At 72.2% G+C, this 25,386-nt stretch carries 23 protein-coding genes; 13 read left to right on the top strand and 10 right to left on the bottom strand.

Annotation, left to right across the window (positions count from 1 at the left end):
- Positions 1–10: 10 nt before the first annotated feature.
- The 3 genes from ACEZDG_RS00810 to ACEZDG_RS00800 form a co-directional block, all read right to left on the bottom strand.
- Positions 11–457 (bottom strand): SUKH-4 family immunity protein, encoded by a 447-nt coding sequence (locus ACEZDG_RS00810; protein ID WP_380501069.1) that lies wholly within the window; start codon positions 455–457, stop codon positions 11–13.
- A 225-nt stretch (positions 458–682) separates the two neighbouring features.
- Positions 683–1,600, bottom strand: a complete 918-nt coding sequence (locus ACEZDG_RS00805) for a serine hydrolase domain-containing protein (protein ID WP_380501067.1) — start codon at positions 1,598–1,600, stop codon at positions 683–685.
- Positions 1,601–1,947: 347 nt separating this feature from the next.
- Positions 1,948–2,940: a 5'-3' exonuclease gene (locus ACEZDG_RS00800; RefSeq protein WP_380501065.1), complete on the bottom strand. Its 993-nt coding sequence runs from the start codon at positions 2,938–2,940 to the stop codon at positions 1,948–1,950.
- Between the two features lie 230 nt (positions 2,941–3,170).
- On the opposite strand from ACEZDG_RS00800, the gene ACEZDG_RS00795 reads away from it, so the two are divergent.
- On the top strand, positions 3,171–4,082 hold the full coding sequence (locus tag ACEZDG_RS00795; RefSeq protein ID WP_380501063.1) for an oxidoreductase: 912 nt from the start codon (positions 3,171–3,173) through the stop codon (positions 4,080–4,082).
- A gap of 50 nt (positions 4,083–4,132) precedes the next feature.
- Here ACEZDG_RS00795 and ACEZDG_RS00790 read toward each other — a convergent pair whose 3' ends face one another.
- The 3 genes from ACEZDG_RS00790 to ACEZDG_RS00780 form a co-directional block, all read right to left on the bottom strand.
- Positions 4,133–6,268 carry a S9 family peptidase gene (locus ACEZDG_RS00790; RefSeq protein WP_380501061.1) on the bottom strand — a complete coding sequence of 712 codons (2,136 nt, stop codon included), beginning with the start codon at positions 6,266–6,268 and terminating at the stop codon, positions 4,133–4,135.
- Between the two features lie 5 nt (positions 6,269–6,273).
- Entirely contained in the window at positions 6,274–7,038 is a 765-nt protein-coding gene (locus tag ACEZDG_RS00785; RefSeq protein ID WP_380501059.1) for a gamma-glutamyl-gamma-aminobutyrate hydrolase family protein, read from the bottom strand.
- A gap of 68 nt (positions 7,039–7,106) precedes the next feature.
- On the bottom strand, positions 7,107–7,859 hold the full coding sequence (locus ACEZDG_RS00780; protein WP_380501057.1) for a FadR/GntR family transcriptional regulator: 753 nt from the start codon (positions 7,857–7,859) through the stop codon (positions 7,107–7,109).
- Between the two features lie 145 nt (positions 7,860–8,004).
- Here ACEZDG_RS00780 and ACEZDG_RS00775 point away from each other — a divergent pair, with 145 nt between their 5' ends.
- From ACEZDG_RS00775 to ACEZDG_RS00760, 4 genes are all read left to right on the top strand, one after another.
- A complete protein-coding gene (locus ACEZDG_RS00775; RefSeq protein WP_380501055.1) occupies positions 8,005–9,366 on the top strand; it encodes a glutamine synthetase family protein in 1,362 nt (453 codons plus the stop codon).
- A gap of 11 nt (positions 9,367–9,377) precedes the next feature.
- A complete protein-coding gene (locus ACEZDG_RS00770; protein ID WP_380501053.1) occupies positions 9,378–10,760 on the top strand; it encodes an aldehyde dehydrogenase family protein in 1,383 nt (460 codons plus the stop codon).
- A 7-nt stretch (positions 10,761–10,767) separates the two neighbouring features.
- A complete protein-coding gene (locus tag ACEZDG_RS00765; protein ID WP_380501051.1) occupies positions 10,768–11,553 on the top strand; it encodes a 3-oxoacyl-ACP reductase in 786 nt (261 codons plus the stop codon).
- A 170-nt stretch (positions 11,554–11,723) separates the two neighbouring features.
- Positions 11,724–12,707 carry a DUF2510 domain-containing protein gene (locus ACEZDG_RS00760; protein ID WP_380501049.1) on the top strand — a complete coding sequence of 328 codons (984 nt, stop codon included), beginning with the start codon at positions 11,724–11,726 and terminating at the stop codon, positions 12,705–12,707.
- A 79-nt stretch (positions 12,708–12,786) separates the two neighbouring features.
- Here ACEZDG_RS00760 and ACEZDG_RS00755 read toward each other — a convergent pair whose 3' ends face one another.
- Positions 12,787–13,986 carry an amino acid deaminase/aldolase gene (locus tag ACEZDG_RS00755; protein ID WP_380501047.1) on the bottom strand — a complete coding sequence of 400 codons (1,200 nt, stop codon included), beginning with the start codon at positions 13,984–13,986 and terminating at the stop codon, positions 12,787–12,789.
- Positions 13,987–14,083: 97 nt separating this feature from the next.
- Complete coding sequence (locus ACEZDG_RS00750; protein WP_380501045.1) at positions 14,084–15,079, bottom strand: serine hydrolase; 996 nt, start codon at positions 15,077–15,079, stop codon at positions 14,084–14,086.
- A 157-nt stretch (positions 15,080–15,236) separates the two neighbouring features.
- On the opposite strand from ACEZDG_RS00750, the gene ACEZDG_RS00745 reads away from it, so the two are divergent.
- Positions 15,237–15,992: an SseB family protein gene (locus ACEZDG_RS00745; protein WP_380501043.1), complete on the top strand. Its 756-nt coding sequence runs from the start codon at positions 15,237–15,239 to the stop codon at positions 15,990–15,992.
- A gap of 30 nt (positions 15,993–16,022) precedes the next feature.
- Here the strand turns inward: ACEZDG_RS00745 and ACEZDG_RS00740 are convergent, their stop codons facing one another.
- Entirely contained in the window at positions 16,023–16,973 is a 951-nt protein-coding gene (locus ACEZDG_RS00740) for a serine hydrolase (RefSeq protein WP_380501041.1), read from the bottom strand.
- Positions 16,974–17,051: 78 nt separating this feature from the next.
- Entirely contained in the window at positions 17,052–17,405 is a 354-nt protein-coding gene (locus ACEZDG_RS00735; protein ID WP_380501039.1) for a DUF1844 domain-containing protein, read from the bottom strand.
- 422 nt (positions 17,406–17,827) lie between these two features.
- Between ACEZDG_RS00735 and infC the strand changes: the two genes are divergently transcribed.
- The 7 genes from infC (at position 17,828) to pheT (ending at position 25,377) form a co-directional block, all read left to right on the top strand.
- The gene (gene infC, locus ACEZDG_RS00730; protein WP_380502206.1) at positions 17,828–18,643 is read left to right on the top strand and encodes a translation initiation factor IF-3; all 816 of its coding nucleotides are present in this window, start codon (positions 17,828–17,830) and stop codon (positions 18,641–18,643) included.
- Between the two features lie 116 nt (positions 18,644–18,759).
- Entirely contained in the window at positions 18,760–18,954 is a 195-nt protein-coding gene (rpmI, locus tag ACEZDG_RS00725; protein ID WP_123503106.1) for a 50S ribosomal protein L35, read from the top strand.
- 86 nt (positions 18,955–19,040) lie between these two features.
- Positions 19,041–19,442, top strand: coding sequence for a 50S ribosomal protein L20 (gene rplT / locus ACEZDG_RS00720; protein ID WP_380501037.1), 402 nt, complete (start codon positions 19,041–19,043; stop codon positions 19,440–19,442).
- A 141-nt stretch (positions 19,443–19,583) separates the two neighbouring features.
- Positions 19,584–20,456, top strand: coding sequence for a TrmH family RNA methyltransferase (locus tag ACEZDG_RS00715; protein WP_380501035.1), 873 nt, complete (start codon positions 19,584–19,586; stop codon positions 20,454–20,456).
- Between the two features lie 34 nt (positions 20,457–20,490).
- Entirely contained in the window at positions 20,491–21,627 is a 1,137-nt protein-coding gene (locus ACEZDG_RS00710) for a sensor histidine kinase (RefSeq protein ID WP_380501033.1), read from the top strand.
- A gap of 103 nt (positions 21,628–21,730) precedes the next feature.
- Entirely contained in the window at positions 21,731–22,855 is a 1,125-nt protein-coding gene (gene pheS / locus ACEZDG_RS00705; protein WP_380501031.1) for a phenylalanine--tRNA ligase subunit alpha, read from the top strand.
- Complete coding sequence (pheT, locus tag ACEZDG_RS00700; protein WP_380501029.1) at positions 22,855–25,377, top strand: phenylalanine--tRNA ligase subunit beta; 2,523 nt, start codon at positions 22,855–22,857, stop codon at positions 25,375–25,377. The genes pheS and pheT overlap by 1 nt, the downstream gene beginning before the upstream one ends.
- Positions 25,378–25,386: the final 9 nt, after the last annotated feature.

Here is a 25,386-nt window from a genome sequence, read left to right as displayed (position 1 = left end):
CTGACGTGACTCATTCATCCTCCCAGTTCGCGTAGTCGCCCATCGCCACGTCGTCGCACAAGGTTTCCCACAACCCGTTGTCCGCGAGTGCGGTGTCATCGAGGGCAGCGAGGAGTCGGCGAAGCTCGTCCGCCACCTCCTGGAAATTTTCCTCCTGGTCTTCCTGGTAGAACGGGAAGCAGGCGATCGTGGCCGCGACGCACTGGTGCAAGGCTCCGAGGTCCCTGTTCACATGCCAGGCAGTCGCGGACCCGATCTTCGGGATCTGTACTACGTGACGCGAAGTCACATCGACGCCGAGCCGACCGAACAGGCCGCTGGACCCAAAGACGACCAACCCGCTCGCACCGATTCCGTCCAGGAGCGTCGCCTCGCCCAGCGGTTGGTACTCATAACCGATCAGCCCTGCCGGGACGCCGACTTCCCGCAGATCGGCGGCGATCTCACTCGGTGACATGGGAGTGGTACAGGCGCTCGCAGTGCGGGACCGTGCCCTTCTCATTCCTGGGCGAGGCGTCGTACTCGGCAACGATTCGGGTTACGGCGGGTTCGGCGGCGGACTTCGTCACTCCAGGCCCGCCAGTCACAAGAGCCTCAAACCAGGTCAAGCACGGGGCACTTCGGACCCCGCCGCTCCATGGCTGCCGGCCCCCATTCCTTTTCATCCGAGGAACGCTTGCCCTTATAGGCGGGCTACGATCTCTTCGTCTATTAGGGCTGTTATAGAGGTCCGCTGGGAGCCGCCGCCTTCCACATGGGCGGTTACGGTCACCACCGCTTCCTTGTCCGGGGAGATTATGCAGAGCTGGCCGTAGAGGCCTGCCATTTTGTACGTCTTTTCCCCGAGGGTGCACCAGACGCCGAGACCGTAACTGTCTGAGAGGCGGAAGCCTTCGGCTGTTGGGTCCTTCATGGTCGGAACGGTTTCAGTCGCGATTCGAGCGCAGTATTCGGCGGGGACCAGCTGGCGGCCTTCGTGGCGGCCCTCGTCGAGCAGGAGGCGGCCGAAGCGGGCCAGTTCGGACGTCCTCAGGTGGAGGGCGCTCTCCGCTACCGGATGGCCGAGGGGGCAGGTGTGCCACTGGGGATTGTGGATGGCCAGCGGGGTGAAGAGGCGGGGCAGCAGGTAATCGCGGACGTTGGCGCCGGTCGCGGCGCGCAGGGCGCGGGCCGCTATGTACGGGCCGATGCCGGTGTACCTGAAATACGTGCCGGGTTCGTGCGCGAGCGGGGTCGCGAAGAAGTCAGCGGCGAGGTCCGGGACTACGACGGGGTCGTAGGCGGACCAGGAGTATGGGCTGCCGGACGTCATCGTGAGCAAGTGCCGGAGCGTGACCTGGTCGAGGCGGGGCGCGGCAGAGCCGGCCAACTCGGGGTAGTACTTGAGGGCGGGGTCGTCCAGGGCGAGGCGGCCTTCGGCTTCGGCGATGCCAAGCGCTACGGACGTAAAGGTCTTCGAGACCGACCGCACATCGACCCGGTCGTCCGAGCGGAGCCTGCGTTCGACCGGCTCGGCACCGCGGCGGTAGATGTGCACTCCGTAGAGTTCCATGCCCTCTCGTTCGGCGGACCGGACCAGGGCGTCGATGAGTTCTCGCATGGCGGGGAGCCTAATGGCGGGGTCTGACATTCGCGGGTTGTGCAGGGAGACTTCGCCAGCGCAATCCAGTTGACCGCCGAGGGATTGGAGCACGCAGCGGCAGTCCACGCTTCGCGCGGCCGGGGGCGCCCATCGTGCAAGGCTCACCGGCTCACCGGCTCGCCGGCGGCGCTGCGTGAACTCATCGACCTGGTGCCGCAACTACCGAGCGACTCGTACCGGGCGCCGCTGGTCAAACACGCGTGGGTCGGTCCTTCCCTGCTGGAGGAACTGCTGGACGAGGCCCGCAGCGTTCAGAACAGCTCACCCGAATTGCTGGACGAATGGCCGTTGTCGACAAGATCGTGTCACGAGCGCTGCGACTTGGCGTCGGCGAGGGTGTCGAGGAGGCGTTTGATGGGGGTGGCGAGGCCCCAGCGGTCGGAGAGTTCTTCGAGGGTGATGGGGTCGAGGGGTTCGGTGGGGAGGGTGGGGTCGAAGGTGGGGAGGGGGATGTCGGTGGCGACGCTGACGACGGTGGGGGCGACGGCGAGGTAGGCGGCGCCCTCGATGAGGCGTTTGCGCTGCGCCGGGGTGAGTTTGCTGTCGAGGTCGACGGCGGCGGCTTGGATGCCGGCGAGGTCGCCGTACTGGGCGATCAGCTTGGTGGCGGTCTTCTCGCCGATGCCGACGACGCCGGGGAGGCCGTCGCTGGGGTCGCCGCGGAGGACGGCGAAGTCGACGTACTGGGAGCCGGTCACGCCGTATTTCTCGACCAGTAGGGCTTCGTCGGTCAGTTGGAGCGAGCCCACACCCTTGATGGGGTAGAGCACCCGCACCCGGCGGGCGTCGTCCACCAGTTGGAACAGGTCACGGTCGCCGGTGACGATGTCGACCGGGGCGGGGTGGTGGGTGGCCAGGGTGCCGATGACGTCGTCGGCCTCGTAGTCGGGGACGCCGATGCGGGCGATGCCGAGGGCGTCCAGGACCGCGGCGATCACCGGGACCTGGGGTGACAGGGTGTCCGGGACCTCCTCCTGGCCCTCGGTCGTGGGTTCGGCGGCGAGCCGGTGGGTCTTGTAGGTGGGGATCAGGTCCACCCGCCACTGCGGGCGCCAGTCGGCGTCCCAGCAGGCGACCAGGTGGTCCGGGGCGTGGTCCTGGACCAGCCGGGTGATGAACTCCAGCAGTCCGCGGACGGCGTTGACCGGCTGCCCGTCCGGGGAGCGGACCGAGTCGGGCACGCCGAAGTAGGCGCGGAAGTAGAGGCTGGCGGTGTCCAGCAGCATCAGCCGGGGCGCGGTCGCGGCGGGGCCCGGGCCGGGGGCTGCGGTGGAGGTCGCGGGCGGGGTTGCGGTCATGCTCCGCATCATGCCGTACAGGTACGACAACGGCGCATATTGGCGTTTCTTGACAGTGTTTCGGGTGCGCACCAAGCTGAGGCGCTGGCACCTCACCCCGCGCACCCCGCGCACCCCGCGCACCCCGCGCACCCCGCGCACCCCGCGCACCCCGCGCACCCCGCGCACCCCGCGCACCCGCTCACCGCTCACCGCTCACCCGCTCACGCAGCTCACTTCAGGAGGGCCGGATGGCCTGGACCGCCGCCGACGTACCCGACCAGACGGGTCGGACCGTGCTCGTCACGGGTGCCAACACCGGCCTCGGTCTGGAGACCGCCACCGTGCTGGCCCGGCGCGGCGCCACGGTCGTCCTCGCCTGCCGCAACCCGGTGAAGGCCAAGGCGGCGGCGGTACGGATCGGCGGCAGCACCGAGCTGCTGGCCCTGGACCTCGCCTCGCTGGCCTCGGTACGGGAGGCCGCCGCCGAGGCGCACGAGCGCTTCGACCACCTGGACCTGCTGATTAACAACGCCGGTGTGATGGTCCCGCCACACCGGCGCACCGTCGACGGTTTCGAGCTCCAGTTCGGCACCAACCACCTGGGCCACTTCGCCCTCACCGGGCTGCTGCTCGACCTGCTGGCCGGCACCGAGGGTTCCCGGGTGGTCGTGCTCAGCAGCCTGGCCCACAAGTTGGCCAGGGGTGGGCTCGACTTCGACGACCTTCAGTCGGAGCGGCGGTACAGCCGGGTGGGCGCCTACAACCAGTCCAAGCTGGCCAACCTGATGTTCATGTACGCCCTGCAGCGGCGCCTCGCCGCTTCGGACACCGCCAGGACCATTGCCCTCGCCGCCCACCCCGGCCTCACCTCGACCGAGCTGGGACGCCATCTGCCGGCGCCAGTCCGGCCGCTGTACGCCCTCGGGGCCGACTCGGTCCTGCAGTCGCCGGCCCTTGGCGCGCTGCCGACGCTGCGTGCCGCCACCGACCCGCGGGCGATGGGCGCCCACTACTACGGTCCTGACGGACCGTTCGAGACGCGCGGCTTCCCCGTGCTCAAGGCCTCGATCGCCGCGGCCCACAGTCAGGCCGCCCAGGAGCGCCTGTGGGCGGTCTCGGAGGGCCTGACCGGGGTGACCTACGACCTGCGGAGTGTCTGACCGGGACTGGTGAGAGCTGACCTGGACTGGTGAGAGCTGAACGGGACTGGTCAGACCAGGTCGGGGCGGCGCCACTCCTCGTCCAGCACGTGGTGGGCGAGGAAGGCCAGCACCGTGGCGTACCAGAGCCGGGAGTTGTTGGGCTTGAGGATCCAGTGGCCCTCGTCCGGGTAGTAGAGGAACTTCGCCGGGACGCCGAAGCGCACCAGGTCGGTCCACAGGCCGAGGCCCTCGCCGATCGGCACCCGGTAGTCCCGGTCGCCGTGGACCACCAGCATGGGCGTGCGGATCTCGGCCGCGTGCAGATGAGGTGACATGTCGTCATAGCGCTCTGTGGTCTTCAGGATGTCGCCGCACATGCGCCGCCAGTAATGCGGGGCGTCGGTGGTGCCGGCGAAGCTGTGCAGGTTCCACAGGCTGGCGTGGCTGACGATGGCCTTGAAGCGGTCGGTCCTGGTGGCGATCACATTGGCCATGTAGCCGCCGAAGGAGCCGCCCAGCATCGCCGTTCGCGCCGGGTCCAGGTCCGGCCGGCGCAGGGCGGCGTCGGTGAGGGCCAGGACGTCGCGGTAGGGGTTGCCGGCCCAGTCGCCCCAGCCGCGCCGGTGCATCTCCTGGCCGTAGCCCGTGGACAGCGCCGGGTCGGGCAGCAGCACCGCGTATCCCGCCGCGGCGGCGACCCACGGGTTCCAGCGCCAGGTCCAGGCGTTCCAGCTGTTCTGCGGGCCGCCGTGGACCCAGAGCAGCAGCGGTGCCGGTGCGTCGGCGTCGGCTCCGTCCGGCAGCACCAGCCAGGAGCGCAGCGCGGTGCCGTCCTCCGCGGTGGTGGTCACCTCGGTCAGCGAGCCGGGGAGAGCGCCGACCGGCGCGGGGGTGAGCAGGGCGACCGGCTCCTGGTCGGCGGTGGCGCTGTCGAGCCGGACCGGGGTGGGCGGGGAGTCGACGGAGGAGCGCAGCGCGAACAGCGCGGTGCCGTCCGGGGAGACGGCCAGGTGGGTGTAGGTGCCCTCGGCGGTGAGGCGGGTCACGGTGCCGTCGGCGGTGTCGAGGCGGAAGACCGGGCCGCGCCCGCGCTGGTCGGCGGTGAAGAACAGGGCGTCGCCGACGGGGGACGGGACGACCGCGTCCGGCCAGAGGTCGAACCCGGGCAGCAGGTCGCGGCCCTGGCCCTGGCCCTGGTCGACCGTCAGGTCGAAGGAGCAGAGGGTGATGTCGCCGCTGTCCTCCCAGCTGGACCTGGACTCGCGCAGGCAGAACAGGGTGCGGCCGTCGGCGGCGAACACCGGGGCGTCGAACTCCGCGTCCGGCAGTGCGATCAGGCGCAGTCGCTTGCCGGTGGCGGCATCGATGACGGCGACCCCGGCCCGGAGCTCGTCCGGGGTGTCGCCGAGGAGGACGGTGCAGGCGAGCAGGGACCCGTCGGGGGAGAGCGCCGGGGCCGCCCCGTGCACGCTGACGGTTCCGCAGTCCACCGGCGTCGGTTCCTCCCTCTGCCCGGTCGCCCCGGTCGCCCCGGCCAACCCGGCCACGTCGTCCGAGCCCCCCGGCAGGGTCAGGGCGAAGGCGTGCGGGACACCGGGGCCGAGGTCGTGGTCCCAGAAGCGAACCATCGCCTCCTCGTGCAGGATCGCGCTGACCTTGGCGTCCTTCCTGGCCTTGCGCAGGGCCGCGTCGCTCTCGGCGTCCTCGGCCCCGGGGAGCAGCGAGGCGATCAGGGCGATCCGCTCGGACTGCCGGGCCACCGCGAACTCGTCCACCCCGCCCGGGCGGCCGAGCAGCCTGACCGCCTCGCCGCCGTCGGCCGGCAGGGCCCACAGCGCGGAGTCGCCGTCCTCGGGGGCGTCCTTGGGCGGGTCGGCGTCGGGGCGGGCGGAGAGGAAGAGCAGGGTGCCGTCCGGCCGGAACGCGGGCGCGGACTCGCCCTTGGCGGAGCGGGTGAGCCGACGCGAGGGACGCTGCCCGGCCGGGTCGACCTCCCACAGCGCGGTGATGTATCTGGTTCCCTCGGCCGCGAGTTCGGCGACCGCCACGACCAGGCGGTCACCGCCGGGGGAGAGCGCCAGCGAGGAGATCCGGGGCAGGGCGATGAACGTCCCCAGGTCGTGGAAGGCAGTGGCAGGTGCGGTGGCGGGTCCAGTGGCAGGCGCGGGCGGAGATGCGGCGGGGGCGGTGGTGTCGTCAGGCATGGCCCTCATCCTGGAGCACAGGCTGTGTACGCACCAGGGTCCTCGGCGAGCTCGCGCCGATTCAGCGCGGCCTGCACCAGGGCCTGGGCCAGCCGGAGGTCCGTGCCCTGCTCGGGGTGCCACTGGACGGCGAGGGCGAGTCCGCCGGGGGCCTCGACCGGGAGTTCGACCGCCTCGACGGTGCCGTCGGGGTGGTACGCGCCGGCGATCAGGCCCGCGCCCAGGCGGTGCACGGCCTGGTGGTGGTAGGTGGGGACGTCCAGGGTCGCGGTTCCGAGCAGGGAGGCGAGCCGGGTGCCCGGAACCGGGGTGACCGGGTGCGCGGCGTAGGCGCCCCGGGTGGGGGAGTGGCCCGCATGGCCGACGACCTCGGGGAGGTGCTGGACCAGGTCGCCGCCGCAGGCCACATTGAGCAGCTGCATGCCCCGGCAGATGCCCAGCAGCGGCACCCCCTGCTCCAGCGCGGCGGCGATCAGCGCCAGTTCCCAGGCGTCCCGCTCCGGGCCCGGCGGGTCCGTGCGCGGGTCGTGCTCCGCGCCGTAGCGGCGCGGGTCCACGTCCGGGCCGCCGCTGACGACCAGTCCGCCGAGCCGTGACACCACGTCGGCGGCGACGGACGGATCGTCCGGCGGCAGCATCGCGGCGATCCCGCCGGACTGCTGGACCAGGGCGCAGTACTGGACCGGCAGCAGGGCGGCCTGCTGCTCGGTCCAGACGCCCCAGCCGGCCGGGACGAGGTAGGTGGTGACACCGATGAGCGGACGGAACATGGAGCCGGCCTCCCTGAGGCATGAGGGATCAAAGGAGTCGAAGGGATCGGGGGATCATTGACGGGCCGTCAGGCCAGGAAGCCGCGGAGCAGGGCCGCGGTGCCGGCCAGGTGCTCGCGCATCACCGCGCGGGCCCGGTCGGGGTCGCCGCCGAGGATCGCGGCGACCAGTTCCCGGTGCTGCCGTTCGCTGTGTTCGAGGTTGGGTGGCAGCAGCGGGATGCCGCCGAGCAGGTCGTTGACGGTGGCGCGGACGGCGGCGTACTGGCCGGCCACGGAGGCCGAGCCGCAGAGTTCGGCGACCGCCAGGTGCAGCCTGGTGTCCTGGCGGCGGTAGTCGGCGAGCGGGGCGGCGGCGGTCGCGGCGAGGCAGTCGCGCAGCCGCTGCGCGTCCGCGCCGGTCGGCGGGCGTGCGGCGCAGAGTTCGGCGGCGCCGACCTCCAGCACCTCCCGGAACAGCAGGGTGTCCTCCAGCCGGTCGCCGAGCAGTTCGGCGCGCCGTCGCAGCTCGCTACCGTCGGCCGTGGCAGGGTCGGTGAGCGGGTCCAGGCCGGGGCGCCGGACGAAGGCCCCGCCGTAGCGTCCGCGGCGTACCTCGAGCAGCCCGGTGTCCTGGAGGACCTTGAGCGCCTCGCGCAGGGTCACCCGGCTGACCTGGAGCCGTTCCGCGAGGTCCCGTTCCGGGGGCAGCCGCTCGCCCTCGGGCACCAGTCCGAGCCGGATCAGCTGCAGCAGCCGCTGGACCGTTTCCTCAAAGGTGTTCCCCGAACGCACCGGTCGCAGCACCGCGGCCAGCGGATCAGCTTCTGCAGCCTCTGTCATCGAGCCCCCTTCCCTTTCAATGGTACAAGGACATACCTTTAACTCGCTCGGCAGCCCACAGCGCCACCGTAGAGGCCAAGGCAGCCATCCCAGAGGCCAGGCAGCCATCGCAGAGGCCAAGGCAACCGCACTCGGAGGCAACCCCGTGACCACACGTCAACCCCCGCTCAGCGTTCCTGAGCTGCGCCGTCTGATCCAGGACGGGGTCATCCACACCGTGGCCGTGGCCTTCACCGACATGCAGGGCAGGCTGCAGGGCAAGCGCTTCGCCGCCGGGTTCTTCCTGGACGACGTGCTCGCCCACGGCAGCGAGGGCTGCGCCTACCTGCTGGCGGTGGACGTGGAGCTCAACACCGTCGACGGCTACCCGATGGCGTCCTGGGACACCGGCTACGGGGACTTCGCGATGATCCCCGACCTGGACACCCTGCGGCTGACCCCGTGGCAGCCCGGAACCGCCCTGGTCACCGCCGACCTGGCCTGGCTGGACGGCAGCCCGGTCCCCGCCTCGCCGCGGCAGATCCTGCGGCGCCAGCTCGACCGCCTGGCCGAGCACGGCCTCAGCGCCTGGGCGGGCACCGAGCTGGAGTTCATCGTCTTCAAGGACACCTACGAGGAAGCCTGGAGCACCGGCTACCGCGCGCTCACCCCGGCGAACCAGTACAACGCCGACTACTCGCTCCTCGCCACCGCCAGGATCGAGCCGCTGCTGGCCCGGATCCGCAATGAGATGGGCGCGGCCGGGATGGTGGTCGAGTCCGCCAAGGGCGAGTGCAACCTCGGCCAGCACGAGATCGCCTTCCGCTACGACGAGGCGCTGACCACCTGCGACCAGCACAGCGTCTACAAGACCGGGGCCAAGGAGATCGCCGCCCAGCAGGGGCAGTCGCTGACCTTCATGGCCAAGTACAACGAGCGCGAGGGCAACAGCTGCCATGTGCACCTGTCGCTGCGCGACGCCGACGGCCGACCGGCCTTCGCCGGGGCGGACGGGGGGATGGCGCCGCTGATGCGGCACTTCCTGGCCGGCCAGCTGGCCGCGATGCGCGAGCTGACCCTGCTCTACGCGCCCAACATCAACTCCTACAAGCGCTTCCGGCCCGGCTCCTTCGCCCCCACCGCCGTGGCCTGGGGCCGGGACAATCGCACCTGCTCGCTGCGGGTGGTCGGCCACGGCCCCTCACTGCGCTTCGAGAACCGCGCGCCCGGAGGGGACGTCAACCCCTACCTCGCCGTGGCCGCGATGATCGCCGGCGGGCTGCACGGCATCGAGCAGGAGCTGGAGCTGCCGGAGCCGTGCACCGGCAACGCCTACGAGGCCGACTACGAGCACCTCCCGAGCACCCTGCGCGAGGCCGCCGCGCTCTGGTCCGGCAGCAAGCTGGCCGAGGACGCCTTCGGCAGCGACGTGGTCCAGCACTACCTGCGGATGGCCGAGGTCGAGCAGGACGCCTACGACACCGCCGTCACCGACTGGGAGCGTTTCCGCTCCTTCGAACGAATGTGAGCCCGCGTCAGATGACCCCGCAGACGGCCGACGAGCCGCTGATCGTCCTCAATCCCGCCACCGAGGAGGTGATCGCCACCGTCCCGGCCACCACCCCGGCCGAGGTGGACGCCGCCGTGTCCCGGGCCGCCAAGGCCCAGCAGGGCTGGGCCGCGCTGGCCCCCGGCGACCGGGCCCGGCTGCTGCGCCGCTTCGCCGACGCCGTGGACGGCGCGGTCGAGGAACTGGCCCTGCTGGAGCTGCGCGAGGCCGGGCACACCCTCGGCAACGCCCGCTGGGAGGCCGGCAATGTCCGCGACCTGCTGGAGTACGCGGCCGGTGGGATCGAACGGCTGACCGGTCGGCAGATCCCGGTGGCCGGCGGCCTGGACGTCACCTTCCACGAGCCGCTGGGCGTGGTCGCGGTCATCGCGCCCTGGAACTTCCCGATGCCGATCGCCGGCTGGGGTTTCGCCCCCGCCCTGGCGGCCGGCAACGCGGTGCTGCTCAAACCGGCCGAGACCACCCCGCTCACCGCGCTGCGGCTGGCCGAACTGGCCCTGGCCGCCGGGCTGCCCGAGGGGCTGTTCCAGGTGCTGCCCGGGCACGGCCCGGTGACCGGGCGGGCCCTGGTCGACCACCCCGGCGTGCGGAAGGTGGTCTTCACCGGCTCCACCGCGGTCGGCAAGGAGATCATGGCCCGCTGCGCCGGGCAGCTGAAGCGGGTCACCCTGGAACTCGGCGGCAAGAGCCCCAACCTGGTCTTCGCCGACGCCGACCTGACCCGCGCCGCCGCCACCGCGCCGATGGCCTTCCTCGACAACGCCGGACAGGACTGCTGCGCCCGGACCAGGATCCTGGTCCAGCGCGAGGTCTACCAGGACTTCCTGTCCCTGCTCGGCCCGGCCCTCGCCGCGGTCAGGGTCGGCGACCCGGCCGACCCGGCCACCGAGATGGGCCCGCTGATCTCGGCGGCCCAACGGGAGCGGGTGCGCGGCTTCCTGACGGACGATCAGCAGGTGGTGGCCCGGGGTGACGCCCCGTCGGGGCCCGGCTTCTGGTTCCCGCCCACCCTGCTCGCCCCCGAGGACCCCGACAGCCGCGCCGCCACCGAGGAGATCTTCGGCCCGGTCGCGGTGGTCCTCCCGTTCACCGACGAGGCGGACGCGCTGCGGCTGGCCAACGGCACCCGCTACGGCCTGTCCGGGTCCATCTGGACCCGGGACCTGGGCCGGGCGCTGCGGCTGGCCCGCGGCGTCAACGCGGGCAACCTCTCGGTCAACTCGCACAGCTCGGTCCGCTACTGGACGCCCTTCGGCGGCTTCGGCGAGTCCGGGCTCGGCCGCGAGCTGGGACCGGACGCCCTCACCCACTTCACCGAGACCAAGAACGTCTTCTTCAGCACCGAGGAGTAGCTCGCTCATGACCACCCCTGAGAGCATCTGCCGCCGCCTGGTCGGCCGTACCGCCGTGATCACCGGCGCCGGCAGCGGCATCGGCCTCGCCACCGCCCACCGGCTGGCGAGCGAGGGCGCGAACGTCGTCTGCGGCGACGTCGACGAGACGGCGGGCAAGGCCGCCGCCGAGGCGGTCGGCGGGCTGTTCGTGCAGGTCGACGTCACCGCCGCGGACCAGGTCGAGGCGCTGTTCAAGGCCGCGTACGACACCTACGGCAGCGTCGACATCGCCTTCAACAACGCCGGCATCTCGCCGCCCGACGACGACTCCATCCTCACCACCGGACTCGACGCCTGGCGCCGGGTCCAGGAGGTCAACCTGACCTCGGTCTTCCTCTGCTGCAAGGCCGCCCTCCCCTACATGCAGCGCCAGGGCCGGGGCTCGATCATCAACACCGCCAGCTTCGTCGCGGTGATGGGCGCGGCGACCTCGCAGATCTCCTACACCGCGTCCAAGGGCGGGGTACTGGCGATGTCCCGGGAGCTGGGCGTCCAGTTCGCCCGGGAGGGCATCAGGGTCAACGCGCTCTGCCCGGGGCCGGTCGACACCCCGCTGCTGCGCGAGCTGTTCGCCAAGGACCCGGAGCGCGCCGCCCGCCGACTCGTCCACATCCCGCTGGGCCGCTTCGCCCGTCCCGAGGAGATCGCCGCCGCGGTGGCCTTCCTGGCCAGTGACGACTCCTCGTTCATGACCGCCAACGAGTTCCTGGTGGACGGCGGCATCGGCGGCGCCTATGTGACCCCGCTGTAGGCCGTCCGGGCACGGGACGTGCCGTCGGCCCCCGGTGGCAGCCGCGCGTGGGCGCGGGCAGCACCGGGGGCCGCAGGATGAGGACGCCGGCTTCCTTCCGCACCTCATTCTCAGCTGATCCTCAGGGCCGGTTGATCGCACGCTTATCGAATTGGCCGTAGATTGCCGCTGTGAGTACGACGACCCCGGCCGGCTGGTACCCGGACCCCAAGCCCATTGACCCCGCCCACCCCGGTCAGCGCTGGTGGAACGGCTCCGAATGGACCGTCAGCACCAAGCCCGACGAGGTGCTGACGATCGGACCCGTGCCGACCAAACGCGCCCGCCCCCGGCGGGCCACCGTGCTGGCCGGAACCGTGGCGGCCCTGCTCGGCCTCGGCGTCGGCAGCCTGACCACCTATCTGATCATGGACGGACGGCACTCGACCACAACGTCCTCCCCCTCGCCCTCCCAGCGCTTCAACCAGGGCGGCGCCCCCTTCGGCGAAGGCGGCTCCGGCGGCAGCGGCGGCGGCTCAGGCGGCACCGGCGGCGGCTCCGGCGGAACGGGCGGCTCCGGCGGCGCTCCGGGCGGCAGCGGGGGCAGCTCCGGCGGCAGCGGCGGACTGGGCGGCGCCAGCAGCACCACCGCCTACGACGTCGTGGACGGCCTCTCCCTCCCCATCCCCAGCGGGTGGACCGGCGGTACCACCGACGACGGCCACGCGGGCCTCGCGATAGGCCAGTACACCTGCGCCCAGTCCTCCAGCAGCACCTGCACCCTCGGCGGTGCCAATACCGAGACCCTCAAGGCCTCGGTCGGCGACGGGGCCGAGGCCGCCGCCAAGGCGGACATCGCCGGCGCCGTGAAGGAGGCGTACGGGGACATCACCGGCCACCAGCAGCTGGAGTCCCAGGCGGTGACCGTGGCCGGCCGCTCCGGCTACCTGATCCGCTGGAAGATCGACGCCAAGGTCGGCAACAGCGGCACGGTGGAGACCGTGGTCTTCCCGACCAGCGACAACAAGAGCCTGGTGGCCCTGCACATGGGCTTCGACACGGCCGCCAAGGCCCCGGACGTCTCGCTGATGGACACCATCGTCTCCGGGATCAAGGACGCCGACACCGCCAATCTGAGCGGGGGCGGCACCGGCAGCACCGGCAGCAACTCCTGACGAACCGTCCGAACGCAGGGCGCCCCCGCCGGATCCGGCGGGGGCGCCCTGCGTTCACAGGCCACAGGCGGGTCAGAGGTCAGAGGAAGGTCCGGCCCTCGCCCCGGTAGGTCGGCACCGTCTCCACGATCCGGTCGCCCTCGACCAGCCGCAGCTCGGCGAAGCGCTCGCACAGCTCCCCGGCCTTGGCGTGCCGGAACCACACCTTGTCGCCGATCAGCAGGTCGTCCGCGGCCGAGCCCAGCAGCGGGGTCTGCACCTCGCCGGCGCCCTCCTGCGGGTCGTAGCGCAGCCCCTCCGGCAGGTAGGGGACCGGGGAGCGGTCCGCCCCGGCCGCGCCGGAGGCCGGGTAGCCGCCGCCGAGCACCGTCACCACACCGACGCCGGGACGCCGTACCACCGGCTGCGCGAACAGCGCGGCCGGACGGCCGTGGAAGGAGCGGTAGTTGTCGAACAGCCGGGGGACGTAGAGCCCGGACCCGGCCGCGACCTCGGTCACCGAGTCCTCGGCCACGGTGCTCTCCACACTGCCGGTGCCGCCGCCGTTGACGTACTCCAGGTCGGCGACCCGGCGTACCGCGGCCACCACGTCGGCCCGGCGCTGCGCCAGCTCGGCGCGTGCCGTGCGCTGCATCACCTGGATCATCCGGGAGCGGAACGGCCGCCCGGCGATGCGGTCGCCGACCCCGGCGATATGCCCCTCGTAAGCCATCAGGCCGACCACCCGGAAGCCGGGACGCTGCTGCACCAGACCGGCGAACGCGGCCAGCGCCTCGGGCGTGCGCAGCGGGGAGCGCCGCGCGCCGACCCGGACCCGGCCGCCGAACAACTGCAGCGCGGTATCCAGCTCCAGGCAGACCCGGATCTCCTCGGTGCCTTCGCCGCGGGCCGCGTCGATCAGGTCGAGCTGCGCCGGGTCGTCCAGCAGCACCGAGATCGCCCCGGCCAGCTTGGGGTCGGCGGCCAGCTCGGCGTAGCCGGCCCGGTCGGCGGAGGGGTAGGCGAGCAGGATGTCGTCGAAGCCGGCCCGGGCCAGCCAGATCGACTCGGCCAGGGTGAAGCTCATGATCCCCCGGAAGCCGTCCATCCGGAGCACCCGCTCCAGCAGGGCCCGGCAGCGCACCGACTTGCTGGCGACCCGGATCGGCTTGCCGACCGCGCGCCGGACCAGGTCCTCCGCGTTGGCGTCGAAGGCTTCGAGGTCCACGATCGCCACCGGCGCGTCGAGGTGGGCGGTGGCGCGGTCGTAGCGCGTGCGGTCTGCGGAGGGTGTCACCATGCCGGAAGACTGCCACATCGTGGCTACCTGTCGGTAGGGGAGACTGGGAATCGGCTCATGTTCAACGGCCCGGTCACCACGGCTCAGCCACCACGGCTCAGCCTGGGAGCAGCGCTTCCGCGGCGGCCTTGGCGACCGATTCGATCAGGTCGATGCCCTGGTCCATGGTGGGGTTGCCGTCCGAGAGCACCGAGATCAGCAGCTGGTGGCCGTCGCGGTCGACCCGGCCGGTGCTGTTGACCACCCAGAGCCCGGTCGTGGAGCGCGGCAGCCAGCCGTTCTTCAGTTCGTAGTCGTCGCTGGTGGCGGCGGCGCTGACGCCCCAGCGCTGGTCGCTCTCGACCTGGCTCAGCAGGCCTTGGATATAGGCCCGGGAGGCGGTGCTGAGCAGCGAGGAGCTGGTGAACACCTGGCGCAGCAGGGTCACCTGGTCGGCGGCCGTGGTGGTGGTCACACCCCAGAGGATGCCCTCCCCGCTGTGGGTGGAGGTCATCCCGAAACGCTTGTTCGCGGCATCCATGCCCGGTGCCTTGCCGAGGGTGGTGTAGAGGCTGTCGGCGGCGGCGTTGTCGCTGTGCTCGATCATCTTGGTGGCGAGCGCCTGCTCCGCCGCCGTCAGCTCAGTGCCCTTGTCCTGGTCCTCCAGCAGCAGGGTGGCCAGCACGTCCAGCTTGGCGATGCTGGCGCAGGCGAAGCCGTGGCCGGCGCCGCCGTAGTCGAGCGTCCGGCCGGTGGTCAGGTCGGTCACCGCGACCGAGGTCGCGCCCGCGGCCCGGGACACCGCGTCCCTGAGGGTGTCGGTGCCGGCCACCGAGGCTGCCTTGGTGGCCTTCGCGGTGGGCTTCCTGGCCGGCTCGGTGGCGGTGGCGCTGGGCTTCGCGGACGCTGTGCCGCCGCTTCCGCCGCTGGGCTGCACCGAGGGCGACAGCCCGTCCGAGGAGGACACTGCCGTACCGGCCGGGGCGGACTGGTTGAGCAGGACGGCGGTCAGCACGGCCACCGCCGTCACCCCGACCACCGCGTAGAGGATGCCGGCCCGAGACCTGCTGCGGGGTTTGGCGCGACGGCGACGGCCCCGGCTTCTCTTCGACATAGGTACGCACACTATGGATCAGCTCTCTGGAATGGGTGGGAAAATCATGAGAATCCCCTGGAAAGATCGGCACAGAGGTTGCCTCGCGGCATATGTGCCGGTGCGGCTCCGCCGTCGGCGGTCCGGCGGGCCGGGCCCGAGCGACTAGGCTCGCCGGGTGCAGCGTAAGAACATCCCCGACCCGGGGTTCTCGGGTGACGACGGCTCGGCGGACCCCCGGCTCGCGGAGGCCCTGTCCCGGTACGTGGAGCAGCCCTCGGCGGCGGGCGAGCAGGAGCTCCTGGAAGCCCTGGTCGGCGCCCGGCTGATGGTCCCGATCGTGGCCATCCTCGGCGAGGCCGAGACCGGCGCCGACGGACTGACCCACGAGAAGTCCAGCGACATGGCCGTCCCCACCGTGCGGCTGCCGGACGGCCGCAGCGGACTGCCCGCCTTCACCTCCCTGGACGCGCTGGCCCGTTGGCGCGCCGACGCCCGCCCCGCGCCGGTCCCGGCCGCGCAGGCGGTCCGGGCGGCCTGGTCCGAGCAGGCCGACGCGCTGCTGGTGGACCTGGCCGGTCCCGCCTTCTACGAGCTCTCCGGAGCGGCCATGCGCGCCGTGGCCGAGGGCAGGGCCAGGATCGACCCGCTGCACGATCCCGAGGTCGCCGAGGCGGTCCGCACCGTGCTGGCCCAGCACCCGGCCGTACTGCGTGCTCATCTGCTGCCCAGCCGGGAGCAGCAGACCGACGCGCTGCTGGCGCTGATCCCCGACCCGGCCGCGGACCCGGCGGTGCTCGGGCCCTCGGTCCAGCGGCTGGCCGCCGCACTGGCCGCCGACGAACTGCTGCGGATCCGGCTGGACCGGGGCCTGGACCTCGCCGTCGTCCCCGCGTCGGCCGCCGAACCGGCCCAGCCGCTCTACGCCCGCTGACGCCGGGTCAGGGGTGCTCGGCTGCCGCGGCTAACTCGGCTGGCCGAGCACCCCTGCCGCCGCCTTGGCGACCGACTCGATCAGGTCGACCCCCTGGTCCATGGTGGGGTTGCCGTCCGAGACCACCGAGATCAGCAGCTGGTGGCCGTCGCGGTCGACCTGGCCGGTGCTGTTGATCACCCAGAGCCCGGTGCTGGAGCGGGGCAGCCAGCCGTTCTTCAGCTCAAAGCTGTCGCTGGTACCGGCGGCGCCGACCCCCCAGCGCTGGTCGCTCTCGACCTGGCTCAGCAGGCCCTGGATGTAGGCCCGGGAGGCGGCGCTGAGCAGCGAGGAGTCGGTGAACACCTGGCGCAGCAGGGTCAGCTGGTCCGCGGCCGTGGTGGTGGTCAGCCCCCAGTAGTCGTCGCTGCCGCCGTGGGTGGCGGTGAGCCCGAACCGCTTGTTCGCGGCGTCCAGGCCGGTGTGCGCGCCGATCGCGGTGTAGAGGCTGTTCGCGGCGTCGTTGTCGCTGTGCTCGATCATGCTGGTGGCCAGCGTGCGCTGGGACGAGGTGAGCGACCCGCCCCGGTCCTGGGCCTGCAGCAGCAGGGTGGCCAGGATGTCCAGCTTGGCGATGCTGGCGGTGACGAAGGCGTGCCCCTGCGCGCCGTAGTCCACCGAGGCGCCGGTAGTGAGATCCACGGCGGCGACCGAGACCTGGCCGTGCGCCTGCGCGACTGCTGCCTTGAGCGCGTCCATGCCTGCTTCCGAGGGAGTGTCCGAGGGGGTCGGAGCGGCCGAGGCGGCAGCCGGGCGGCTCGGTGTCGCGGTCGCGGACGGCGACGCGGCGGGTGCCGAGGCCGGCGCGGAGGCCGAAGCCGGCGCGGAGGCCGATATCGCGGCGTGCGCGGAGCCGCGGTGCGCCAGCAGCGCCGTCGTGTCGGACACCGCCAGCACCCCGGCCACCGCACAGACGATCGCGGTCCTGCTTCTGCTCCACATGACCGGTCACGCTAGGCACCGTTCCTCTGACCGGGCTGAGAGGAAGATAGAGACTGCCTGGGAACGGCCGTGGCCGGCTCAGCCGTAGACGGGCCCGGTGAACTTCTCGCCGGGGCCGGTGCCCGGGGCGTCCGGGACCAGCGAGGCCTCGCGGAAGGCGAGCTGCAGCGACTTCAGGCCGTCCCGCAGCGGGGCGGCGTGGTAGGTGCTGAGGTCAGGCGCGGCGGCGGTGAGCAGCCCGGCCAGCGCGTTGATCAGCTTCCTGGCCTCGTCCAGGTCCTTGTGCTTCTCGCCGTCCTCGGCCAGCCCGAGGTTGACCGCCGCCGCGCTCAGCAGGTGCACGGCCGTGGTGGTGATCAGTTCCACCGCCGGGACGTCGGCGATGTCGCGGGTCAGGTCGTCGAGGTCGGGGCTGTCGGGCTGGCTGCTCATGGGTACTCGTCTCAACCTGTCGTGCGTGGATGTCGTGGATGTCTGTCCGAAGTCTGCCCGATCCGCCCCGGACGCGGGAATTCTGCGCTACGCCCGAACGCTGCTATGCTCGGACACTGACCGGCCAGGTCGTCATGCCCGTGGGGCAGGACGCCAGGCCCGCAAGTGGAGGCTCCCTCCCACCCGCATCGACCCCCGGGTCGTCGGGTTCCGGTCCGGTGGTTCACGGCTCGTCCAGCGTGACACCACCCAGCGCGTTTCGCGGACATTGTGCTCCGCGGCAGCGTGCCCGGTTTCCGTGGAGCCCCGCCTGTGTGTCATGCGGGGCTTTTTTCGTGCCCGCGGTGCGGCGCCCGGCGCGCCGGATCCACCGCGGTACGAATGAAGTCCTGTGTGGCGGTAAACCAGTCCGCATAACGCGACTGCCGCCGGCAGTCGCGAGGTGCAACCGAGGAGGATCCATCAGCACTGAGCCCCGCATCAACGACCGGATTCGCGTCCCTGAGGTGCGACTCGTCGGTCCCAGTGGCGAGCAGGTCGGCATCGTGCCGCTTGCCAAGGCCCTGGAACTTGCGCAGGAGTACGACCTGGATCTGGTCGAGGTCGCGGCGACCGCCCGGCCGCCGGTGTGCAAGCTCATGGACTACGGCAAGTTCAAGTACGAGTCCGCCATGAAGGCCCGTGAGGCGCGCAAGAACCAGGCGCACACGGTCATCAAGGAGATGAAGCTCCGGCCGAAGATCGACCCGCACGACTACGACACCAAGAAGGGTCACGTCGTCCGGTTCCTCAAGCAGGGTGACAAGGTCAAGATCACGATCATGTTCCGCGGTCGTGAGCAGTCCCGCCCCGAGCTCGGCTTCCGGCTGTTGCAGCGCCTCGCGTCGGACGTGGAGGAGTTGGGCTTCATCGAGTCCAACCCGAAGCAGGACGGCCGAAACATGATCATGGTGCTCGGCCCGCACAAGAAGAAGACCGAGGCCATGGCCGAGGCCCGTGAGGTCGCCGCCATCCGCAAGGCCGAGCGCCAGGGGCGTCCGGCCAGGGATGACGAGTCCGACGAGGCCGAGGCGGCCCCGGTGGCCGAGCAGGCCGCCGAGACCGACGAAGCCCCCGAGGCCGACGCCCCGCAGGAGCTCGACGAAGCCACGGAGGCGGCCGACGAGGCCGCTGCCGAGGCCGACGTCGCCCCCGCGGACGCCGAGGCCCCGGACACCCAGGAGGTGGCGGCCAGCTAGGCTGCCACGTCCGCCCGGCCCCCCGGCATCCGCCGGAGGGCACAGGAGATCCACAGCGCTCCCGCTCGCGCCCCGGCGCACGGGCGGGAGCGGACCGACGAGGAGAGTACGGCGACATGCCGAAGAACAAGACGCACTCCGGTGCCAGCAAGCGCTTCAAGATCACTGGCTCCGGCAAGGTGCTGCGTCAGCGCGCCGGCCGTCGTCACTACCTCGAGCACAAGGCGTCCACGCTGACCCGTCGCCTGGCCGGCACGGTCGAGGTGTCCCCGGCTGACGCCAAGAAGGTCAAGAAGCTTCTCAAGAAGTGACCCTGCGCCACGCGCAGCTGACCCCTCGATCCATTCGTAACCGGACCGCGTGAGACTTACCGCGGTCCTCACCAAGGAGTAACAACGTGGCACGCGTCAAGCGGGCAGTAAACGCCCACAAGAAGCGCAGGGTCGTCCTCGAGCGCGCCAGCGGCTACCGCGGCCAGCGCTCGCGGCTGTACCGCAAGGCGAAGGAGCAGCTGCTGCACTCCTTCACCTACAACTACAACGACCGGAAGAAGCGCAAGGGCGACTTCCGCCAGCTGTGGATCCAGCGCATCAACGCCGCGGCGCGTGCGAACGGCATGACGTACAACCGGCTGATCCAGGGCCTGAAGCTCGCCAACGTCGAGATCGACCGGAAGATGCTGGCCGAGCTGGCCGTGCACGACGCCGGTGCCTTCGCCACGCTGGTCGAGGTCGCGCAGAAGGCCCTCCCGGCCGATGTGAACGCGCCCCGCGGCGCCGTCGCCGTCGACGCCGCCTGAGTCTGAGGCCGACTCCGTCGCCGCAGCTGTGAACTGGACCCGCAGGGGATGAAGCCCCTGCGGGTCCAGTGCTGTTTCCAGCCCAGCCACCCGGCTCCAGCCCCTACCGTTGCCCTTGCGAAGTGCGAAGTGAGAACCGCGATGCCCCAGCAGCCGTCCCCCGAGCTCACCTCGCTGCGCTCGCCCCGGGTCAGCGCCGCCCGCCGACTCTCCCGCCGCGCCCAGCGCGGCAAGGAGCGCCGCTTCGTCGCCGAGGGCCCGCAGGCCGTCCGCGAGGCCGTGGCCCACGGGACGCTCCCCGGCGGTGAGCACGCGGTGGTCGAGATCTACACCACCTTCGAGGCCGCCGAGCGCCACGCCGGGCTGCTGGACGACGCCCGGGCGGCCCGGGTCCCGGTGCTCACCGCGACCGACGAGGTGATCGAGGCGATCTGCCAGACGGTGACCCCGCAGGGCATCGCCGCCGTCTGCCGCTTCGTCGACACCGGCTTCGAGCAGCTGCTGGCCGCGGGGCCGCGGCTGGTCGCGGTGCTGGCCAACGTGCGCGACCCCGGCAACGCCGGGACGGTGCTGCGCACGGCGGACGCGGCCGGGGCGGACGCGGTGGTGCTCACCGACGCCTCGGTCGACCTCTACAACCCCAAGGCGGTCCGGGCCTCGGTCGGCAGCCTCTACCACCTGCCGGTGGCGGTCGGGGTGCCGGTCGAGCAGGCGGTCAAGGGCCTGCGCGCGGCCGGGGTGCGGATCCTGGCCGCGGACGGCGCGGGCGACCGCGACCTGGACGCCGAGCTGGACGACGGCACCCTGGGCGGGCCCACCGCCTGGGTCTTCGGCAACGAGGCCTGGGGTCTGCCCGAGGCCACCCGGGCGCTGGCGGACCAGGTGGTGCGGGTGCCGATCCACGGCCACGCCGAGAGCCTGAACCTCGCCACCGCCGCGGCCGTCTGCCTCTACGCCTCCGCGCGCGCCCAACGCGCCCCCGGCGGGTGCCGCGAGCAGCCCCGGATTCGCTAGGGTGGCTGCCTGAAAGCCCGGAGGGAGGGCGGCCATGACCGACACGCAGCAGGCCCGCGTGGTCGTGCCGCCTGCGCTGCGCAGGGGGGACGCGAGCGGCGGCTCCGGCTGGCTCGACCCCGAGGACCTGCCGGACGGCCTGGTCGTGGCGGACGCCGAGCAGCGGGTGGTCTGCTTCAACGCGGCCGCCGCCCGGATCAGCGGGATCAGCGCCGCCTCCGCGCTGGGCCGGACCCTGGCCGAGGCGCTGCCGCTGGAGGACCTGGAGGGCCGCCGCTGGTGGCCGCTCACCGACCCCTACGGCGGCCTGCGGATACGGACCCGGCAGCCCGAGCGCAACCTGCTGCTGCCCGGCGGCCGGGAGGTGCTGGTCTCGGCCCGCTACCTGCGGGCCGGCGGCGGCACGGGACCGGTCCAGCGGGTGGTGGTCACCCTGCGCGGCACCGAGGCCAGGCGGCGTACCGAGCGCAGCCACGCCGAGCTGATCGCCACCGTCGCCCATGAGCTGCGCAGCCCGCTGACCAGCGTCAAGGGCTTCACCGCGACCCTGCTGCAGAAGTGGGAGCGGTTCACCGACGACCAGAAGAAGCTGATGCTGGAGACCGTCGACGCGGACGCCAACCGGGTCACCCGGCTGATCGCCGAGCTGCTCGACATCTCCAGGATCGACGCCGGACGGCTGGAGATCCGGCGGCAGAAGGTCGACCTCCCGACGGCGGTCCGGCGCCATGTCGACGGCAAGATCGCGGCCGGAACCGCCCCCGAGCGCTTTGTGATCCGGGTGCACGAGCCGCTGCCGCCGCTCTGGGCCGACGCCGACAAGGTCGACCAGGTGCTGGGCAACCTGCTGGAAAACGCGGTGCGGCACGGTGAGGGAACTGTCACCATCGAGGTCAGGCCCGAGCAGGCGGTCCTCGCCTCCGGCCAGCGACGGGAGGTGATCGCGGTGACGGTCAGCGACCAGGGCCCGGGCATCCCCGAAGAATCGATCCCGCGGGTCTTCACCCGCTTCTGGCGCGGCAGCAAGCGCGGCGGCACCGGCCTCGGCCTCTACATCGTCAAGGGCATCGTCGAGGCCCACGGCGGCAGCATCGCGGTGGACCGGGTCCCCGAGGGCGGCGCCAGGTTCCGATTTACGCTGCCCGCGGGCATTCCGGAGTTCATGCTCTGAGCTGCGCGGGCGTCGCCACTTCAGAACCTCAGTAGACTCGTCCATTGGCATCGTGCGATGCCGCATGTCCGCACGATCCACGCAGGAGCACGGGAAGAGAGAGATGTCCGCACCGAACAAGTCCTACGACCCGGTCGAGGTCGAGGCATTGAAGCCGGAAGAGATCGAGCGTCTGCGGGACGAGGCCCTGGCCGCGTTCGCCGCCGCCGCCGACCTCGCCGCGCTGCAGGAGGCCAAGGTCGCCCACACCGGCGACCGCTCCCCGCTCTCGCTGGCCAACCGCGAGATCGGCGCCCTGCCCCCGCAGGCCAAGGCCGAGGCCGGCAAGCGGGTCGGCCAGGCCCGCGGCGCCGTCAACAAGGCCCTGGCCGAGCGCCGGGTCGAGCTGGAGGCGGAGCGCGACACCCGCGTGCTGACCGAGGAGGCGGTGGATGTCACCCTCCCCTACGACCGCGCCGCGCGCGGCGGCCGGCACCCGCTGACCACGCTCTCCGAGCGGCTCGGCGACATCTTCACCTCCATGGGCTACGCCATCGCCGAGGGCCCCGAGGTCGAGGCCGAGTGGCTAAACTTCGACGCCCTGAACATGGGCCCTGACCACCCGGCGCGCTCCACCCAGGACACCTTCTTCCTCAAGGACGCCGCCGGCGAGCTCACCGACGGGGTGGTCCTGCGGACGCACACCTCGGGCGTGCAGATCCGCTCGATGCTGGCCGCGTCCGAGCCGCCGATCTATGTGATCTGCCCGGGCCGGGTGTTCCGCTCGGACGAGCTGGACGCCACCCACACCCCGGTCTTCAGCCAGATCGAGCTGCTGGCCGTGGACGAGGGCCTGACCATGGCGGACCTCAAGGGCACCCTGGACCACATGGTGGTGTCGCTGTTCGGCGAGGGCATGACGACGCGGCTGCGTCCCAACTACTTCCCCTTCACCGAGCCGTCCGCCGAGATGGACATGGTGTGCTTCTCCTGCCGCGGCGAGTCCGTCGGCAACCCGGACCGCCCCTGCCGCACCTGCTCCTCCGAGGGCTGGATCGAGCTGGGCGGCTGCGGGATGGTCAACCCCCGGGTGCTGATCGCCTGCGGGATCGACCCCAACCGGTACAGCGGCTTCGCGTTCGGCTTCGGCATCGAGCGACTGCTGATGTTCCGCCACAACGTCGAAGACATGCGAGACATCGTGGAGGGTGACATCCGTTTCACCCTTCCGTTCGGGATGGAGATCTGATGCGCGTCCCGCTTTCCTGGCTGCGGGAGTACGTCGACCTGCCGGCCGGTGAGACCGGCCGCGACCTGGCCACCCGCCTGGTCCGGGCCGGCCTGGAGGTCGAGACGGTCGAGCAGCTCGGCGCGGACCTCAAGGGCCCGCTGGTGGTCGGCAAGGTCCTCGCGATCGAGGAGCTGACCGGGTTCAAGAAGCCGATCCGCTACTGCCAGGTCGACGTCGGCGCCGCCAACGGCACCGGCGAGCCGCAGAACATCGTCTGCGGCGCTCGGAACTTCGAGGTCGGCGACAAGGTCGTGGTGGTGCTGCCCGGCGCCGTGCTGCCAGGACCGTTCCCGATCGCCGCCCGGCAGACCTACGGCCACACCTCCGAGGGCATGATCTGCTCGGCCCGCGAGCTGGGCATGGGCGACGACCATGACGGCATCATCGTGCTGCCGCCGGAGTTCGAGCCCGGCACCGACGCGATCGAGCTGCTGGAGCTGGTCGACGAGGTGCTCGACATCGCCGTCACCGCCGACCGCGGCTACTGCCTGTCGGTGCGCGGAGTCGCCCGCGAGGCCGCCATCGCCTACGGGCTGCCGCTGAGCGACCCGGCGCTGCTGGACGTGCCGCCGGCCAACTCCTACGGCCCGCTGGTCAAGGTCGAGGACCCGGTCGGCTGCGACCGCTTCGTCGCCCGCGGCGTGGTCGGCATCGAGCCGACCGCGCTGTCCCCGCTGTGGCTGCAGCGCCGGATCCAGAAGGCCGGGATGCGCCCCATCTCGCTGGCCGTGGACATCACCAACTACGTGATGCTGGAGCTCGGCCAGCCGCTGCACGCCTACGACCGGAGCCGGATCGACGGCGCCATCACGGTCCGCCGCGCCCTGGCCGGCGAGAAGCTGCGCACCCTGGACGGGGTGGACCGCACCCTCGACGCCGAGGACCTGCTGATCTGCGACAACTCCGGGCCGATCGGCCTGGCCGGGGTCATGGGCGGCGCGGGCACCGAGATCGCCACCGCGTTCTACGACCCGGAGACCGGCCGGGTCCACGGCACCACCGAGGTGGTGATCGAGGCCGCGCACTTCGACCCGATCGCCATCGCCCGCAGCGTGCGCCGGCACAAGCTGCCCTCCGAGGCCGCCAAGCGCTTCGAGCGCGGCGTGGACCCGGAGGCCGGCAAGGCCGCCGCCCAGCGCGCCGTGGACCTGCTGGTCGCGGTCGCCGGCGGCACCGCGGAGGCCGGGGTCACCGACATCGCCGCCGCGCACCCGCTGCACAGCATCACCATCTCCGCCGACCACCCCGACCGGGTGGCCGGCCAGGTGTACGGGCGGGAGACCGTGGTCCGCCGGCTGCAGGAGGTCGGCTGCCACGTGGTGGGCGGCGACGTGCTGGTGGTCACCCCGCCGAGCTGGCGGCCTGACCTCACCGACCCCAACGACCTCGCCGAGGAGGTCATCCGCCTCGAAGGCTACGAGGAGCTGCCCTCCACGCTGCCGCAGGTCCCGGCCGGGCGCGGGCTCACCGACGCCCAGCGGCTGCGCCGCAGGACCGGCCTGGCGCTGGCCGGCGCCGGTTACGTCGAGGTGCTGAACTACCCGTTCCTCGGCGTGCCGGAGCTGGACGCGCTCGGTCTGGACCCGGACGACGACCGGCGCAGGACGGTCGAGCTGGCCAACCCCATCTCGGACGAGGCCCCGGCGCTGCGCACCACGCTGCTGCCGGGCCTGCTCGCCGCGCTGCGCCGGAACACCGGCCGGGGCGCCACGGACGTGGCGCTGTTCGAGCAGGGCCTGGTCTTCCGGGTCGACGGCACCGAGGAGAAGGCGCTGTTCCAGGCCCCCCGGCTGCCGGTCGACCGCCGTCCCACCGACGAGGAGATCGCGCTGCTCAACGCCGCGCTGCCGCGTCAGCCGCACCGGGTCGCCACCGTGCTCGCGGGCAACCGCGAGCCGGACGGCTGGTGGGGCAAGGGCCGCGCCGCGACCTGGGCCGACGCGGTCGAGTCGGCCCGTACCGTGGCCGAGGCGGCCGGGGTGGAGCTGACGGTGCGCCAGGACCAGCACGCCCCCTGGCACCCGGGCCGCTGCGCCGCGCTCTACGTCGGCGACCGGCTGGTCGGCCACGCCGGCGAGCTGCACCCCCGGGTGGTCAAGGCGCTGCACCTGCCCGAGCGCAGCTGCGCGATGGAGCTGGACGTCGACCTGCTCACGGCCGACGGCGTGCGCCAGGTCGAGGGCCCGAAGATCTCCGGCTTCCCGGTCGCCACCCAGGACGTCGCCCTGGTGGTGGACGCCTCGGTGCCGGCCGCCGAGGTCGAGCGGGCGCTGCGGTCCGGCGCGGGTCCGCTGCTGGAGTCGCTGCGGCTGTTCGACGTCTACACCGGCGAGCAGGTGGGCCCGGACAAGAAGTCGCTGGCCTACGCCCTGCGCTTCCGCGCCGCCGACCGCACCCTGACCGCGGAGGAGGCAAGCGCGGCCCGCGGGGCCGCCATCGCCGAGGCCGTGGCCCGTACCGGCGCGGCGCTGCGCGGCTGACGCCGGCTC

This window comes from Streptacidiphilus alkalitolerans (assembly GCF_042511045.1).
GTDB lineage: Bacteria > Actinomycetota > Actinomycetes > Streptomycetales > Streptomycetaceae > Streptacidiphilus > Streptacidiphilus alkalitolerans.
This window is presented reverse-complemented; position numbering and strand designations above follow the sequence as displayed.

Coding starts and splice junctions, on each gene's coding strand:
- ACEZDG_RS00715 (WP_380501035.1), top strand. CDS start 19,584: ATGCCCCAGCAGCCGTCCCCCGAGCTCACCTCGCTGCGCTCGCCCCGG.
- ACEZDG_RS00785 (WP_380501059.1), bottom strand. CDS start 7,038: ATGTTCCGTCCGCTCATCGGTGTCACCACCTACCTCGTCCCGGCCGGC.
- ACEZDG_RS00805 (WP_380501067.1), bottom strand. CDS start 1,600: ATGCGAGAACTCATCGACGCCCTGGTCCGGTCCGCCGAACGAGAGGGC.
- rpmI (WP_123503106.1), top strand. CDS start 18,760: ATGCCGAAGAACAAGACGCACTCCGGTGCCAGCAAGCGCTTCAAGATC.
- ACEZDG_RS00765 (WP_380501051.1), top strand. CDS start 10,768: ATGACCACCCCTGAGAGCATCTGCCGCCGCCTGGTCGGCCGTACCGCC.
- ACEZDG_RS00740 (WP_380501041.1), bottom strand. CDS start 16,973: ATGTGGAGCAGAAGCAGGACCGCGATCGTCTGTGCGGTGGCCGGGGTG.
- pheT (WP_380501029.1), top strand. CDS start 22,855: ATGCGCGTCCCGCTTTCCTGGCTGCGGGAGTACGTCGACCTGCCGGCC.
- pheS (WP_380501031.1), top strand. CDS start 21,731: ATGTCCGCACCGAACAAGTCCTACGACCCGGTCGAGGTCGAGGCATTG.
- ACEZDG_RS00770 (WP_380501053.1), top strand. CDS start 9,378: ATGACCCCGCAGACGGCCGACGAGCCGCTGATCGTCCTCAATCCCGCC.
- ACEZDG_RS00810 (WP_380501069.1), bottom strand. CDS start 457: ATGTCACCGAGTGAGATCGCCGCCGATCTGCGGGAAGTCGGCGTCCCG.
- ACEZDG_RS00735 (WP_380501039.1), bottom strand. CDS start 17,405: ATGAGCAGCCAGCCCGACAGCCCCGACCTCGACGACCTGACCCGCGAC.
- ACEZDG_RS00780 (WP_380501057.1), bottom strand. CDS start 7,859: ATGACAGAGGCTGCAGAAGCTGATCCGCTGGCCGCGGTGCTGCGACCG.
- ACEZDG_RS00800 (WP_380501065.1), bottom strand. CDS start 2,940: ATGACCGCAACCCCGCCCGCGACCTCCACCGCAGCCCCCGGCCCGGGC.
- ACEZDG_RS00795 (WP_380501063.1), top strand. CDS start 3,171: ATGGCCTGGACCGCCGCCGACGTACCCGACCAGACGGGTCGGACCGTG.
- ACEZDG_RS00710 (WP_380501033.1), top strand. CDS start 20,491: ATGACCGACACGCAGCAGGCCCGCGTGGTCGTGCCGCCTGCGCTGCGC.
- ACEZDG_RS00755 (WP_380501047.1), bottom strand. CDS start 13,986: ATGGTGACACCCTCCGCAGACCGCACGCGCTACGACCGCGCCACCGCC.
- ACEZDG_RS00790 (WP_380501061.1), bottom strand. CDS start 6,268: ATGCCTGACGACACCACCGCCCCCGCCGCATCTCCGCCCGCGCCTGCC.
- ACEZDG_RS00750 (WP_380501045.1), bottom strand. CDS start 15,079: ATGTCGAAGAGAAGCCGGGGCCGTCGCCGTCGCGCCAAACCCCGCAGC.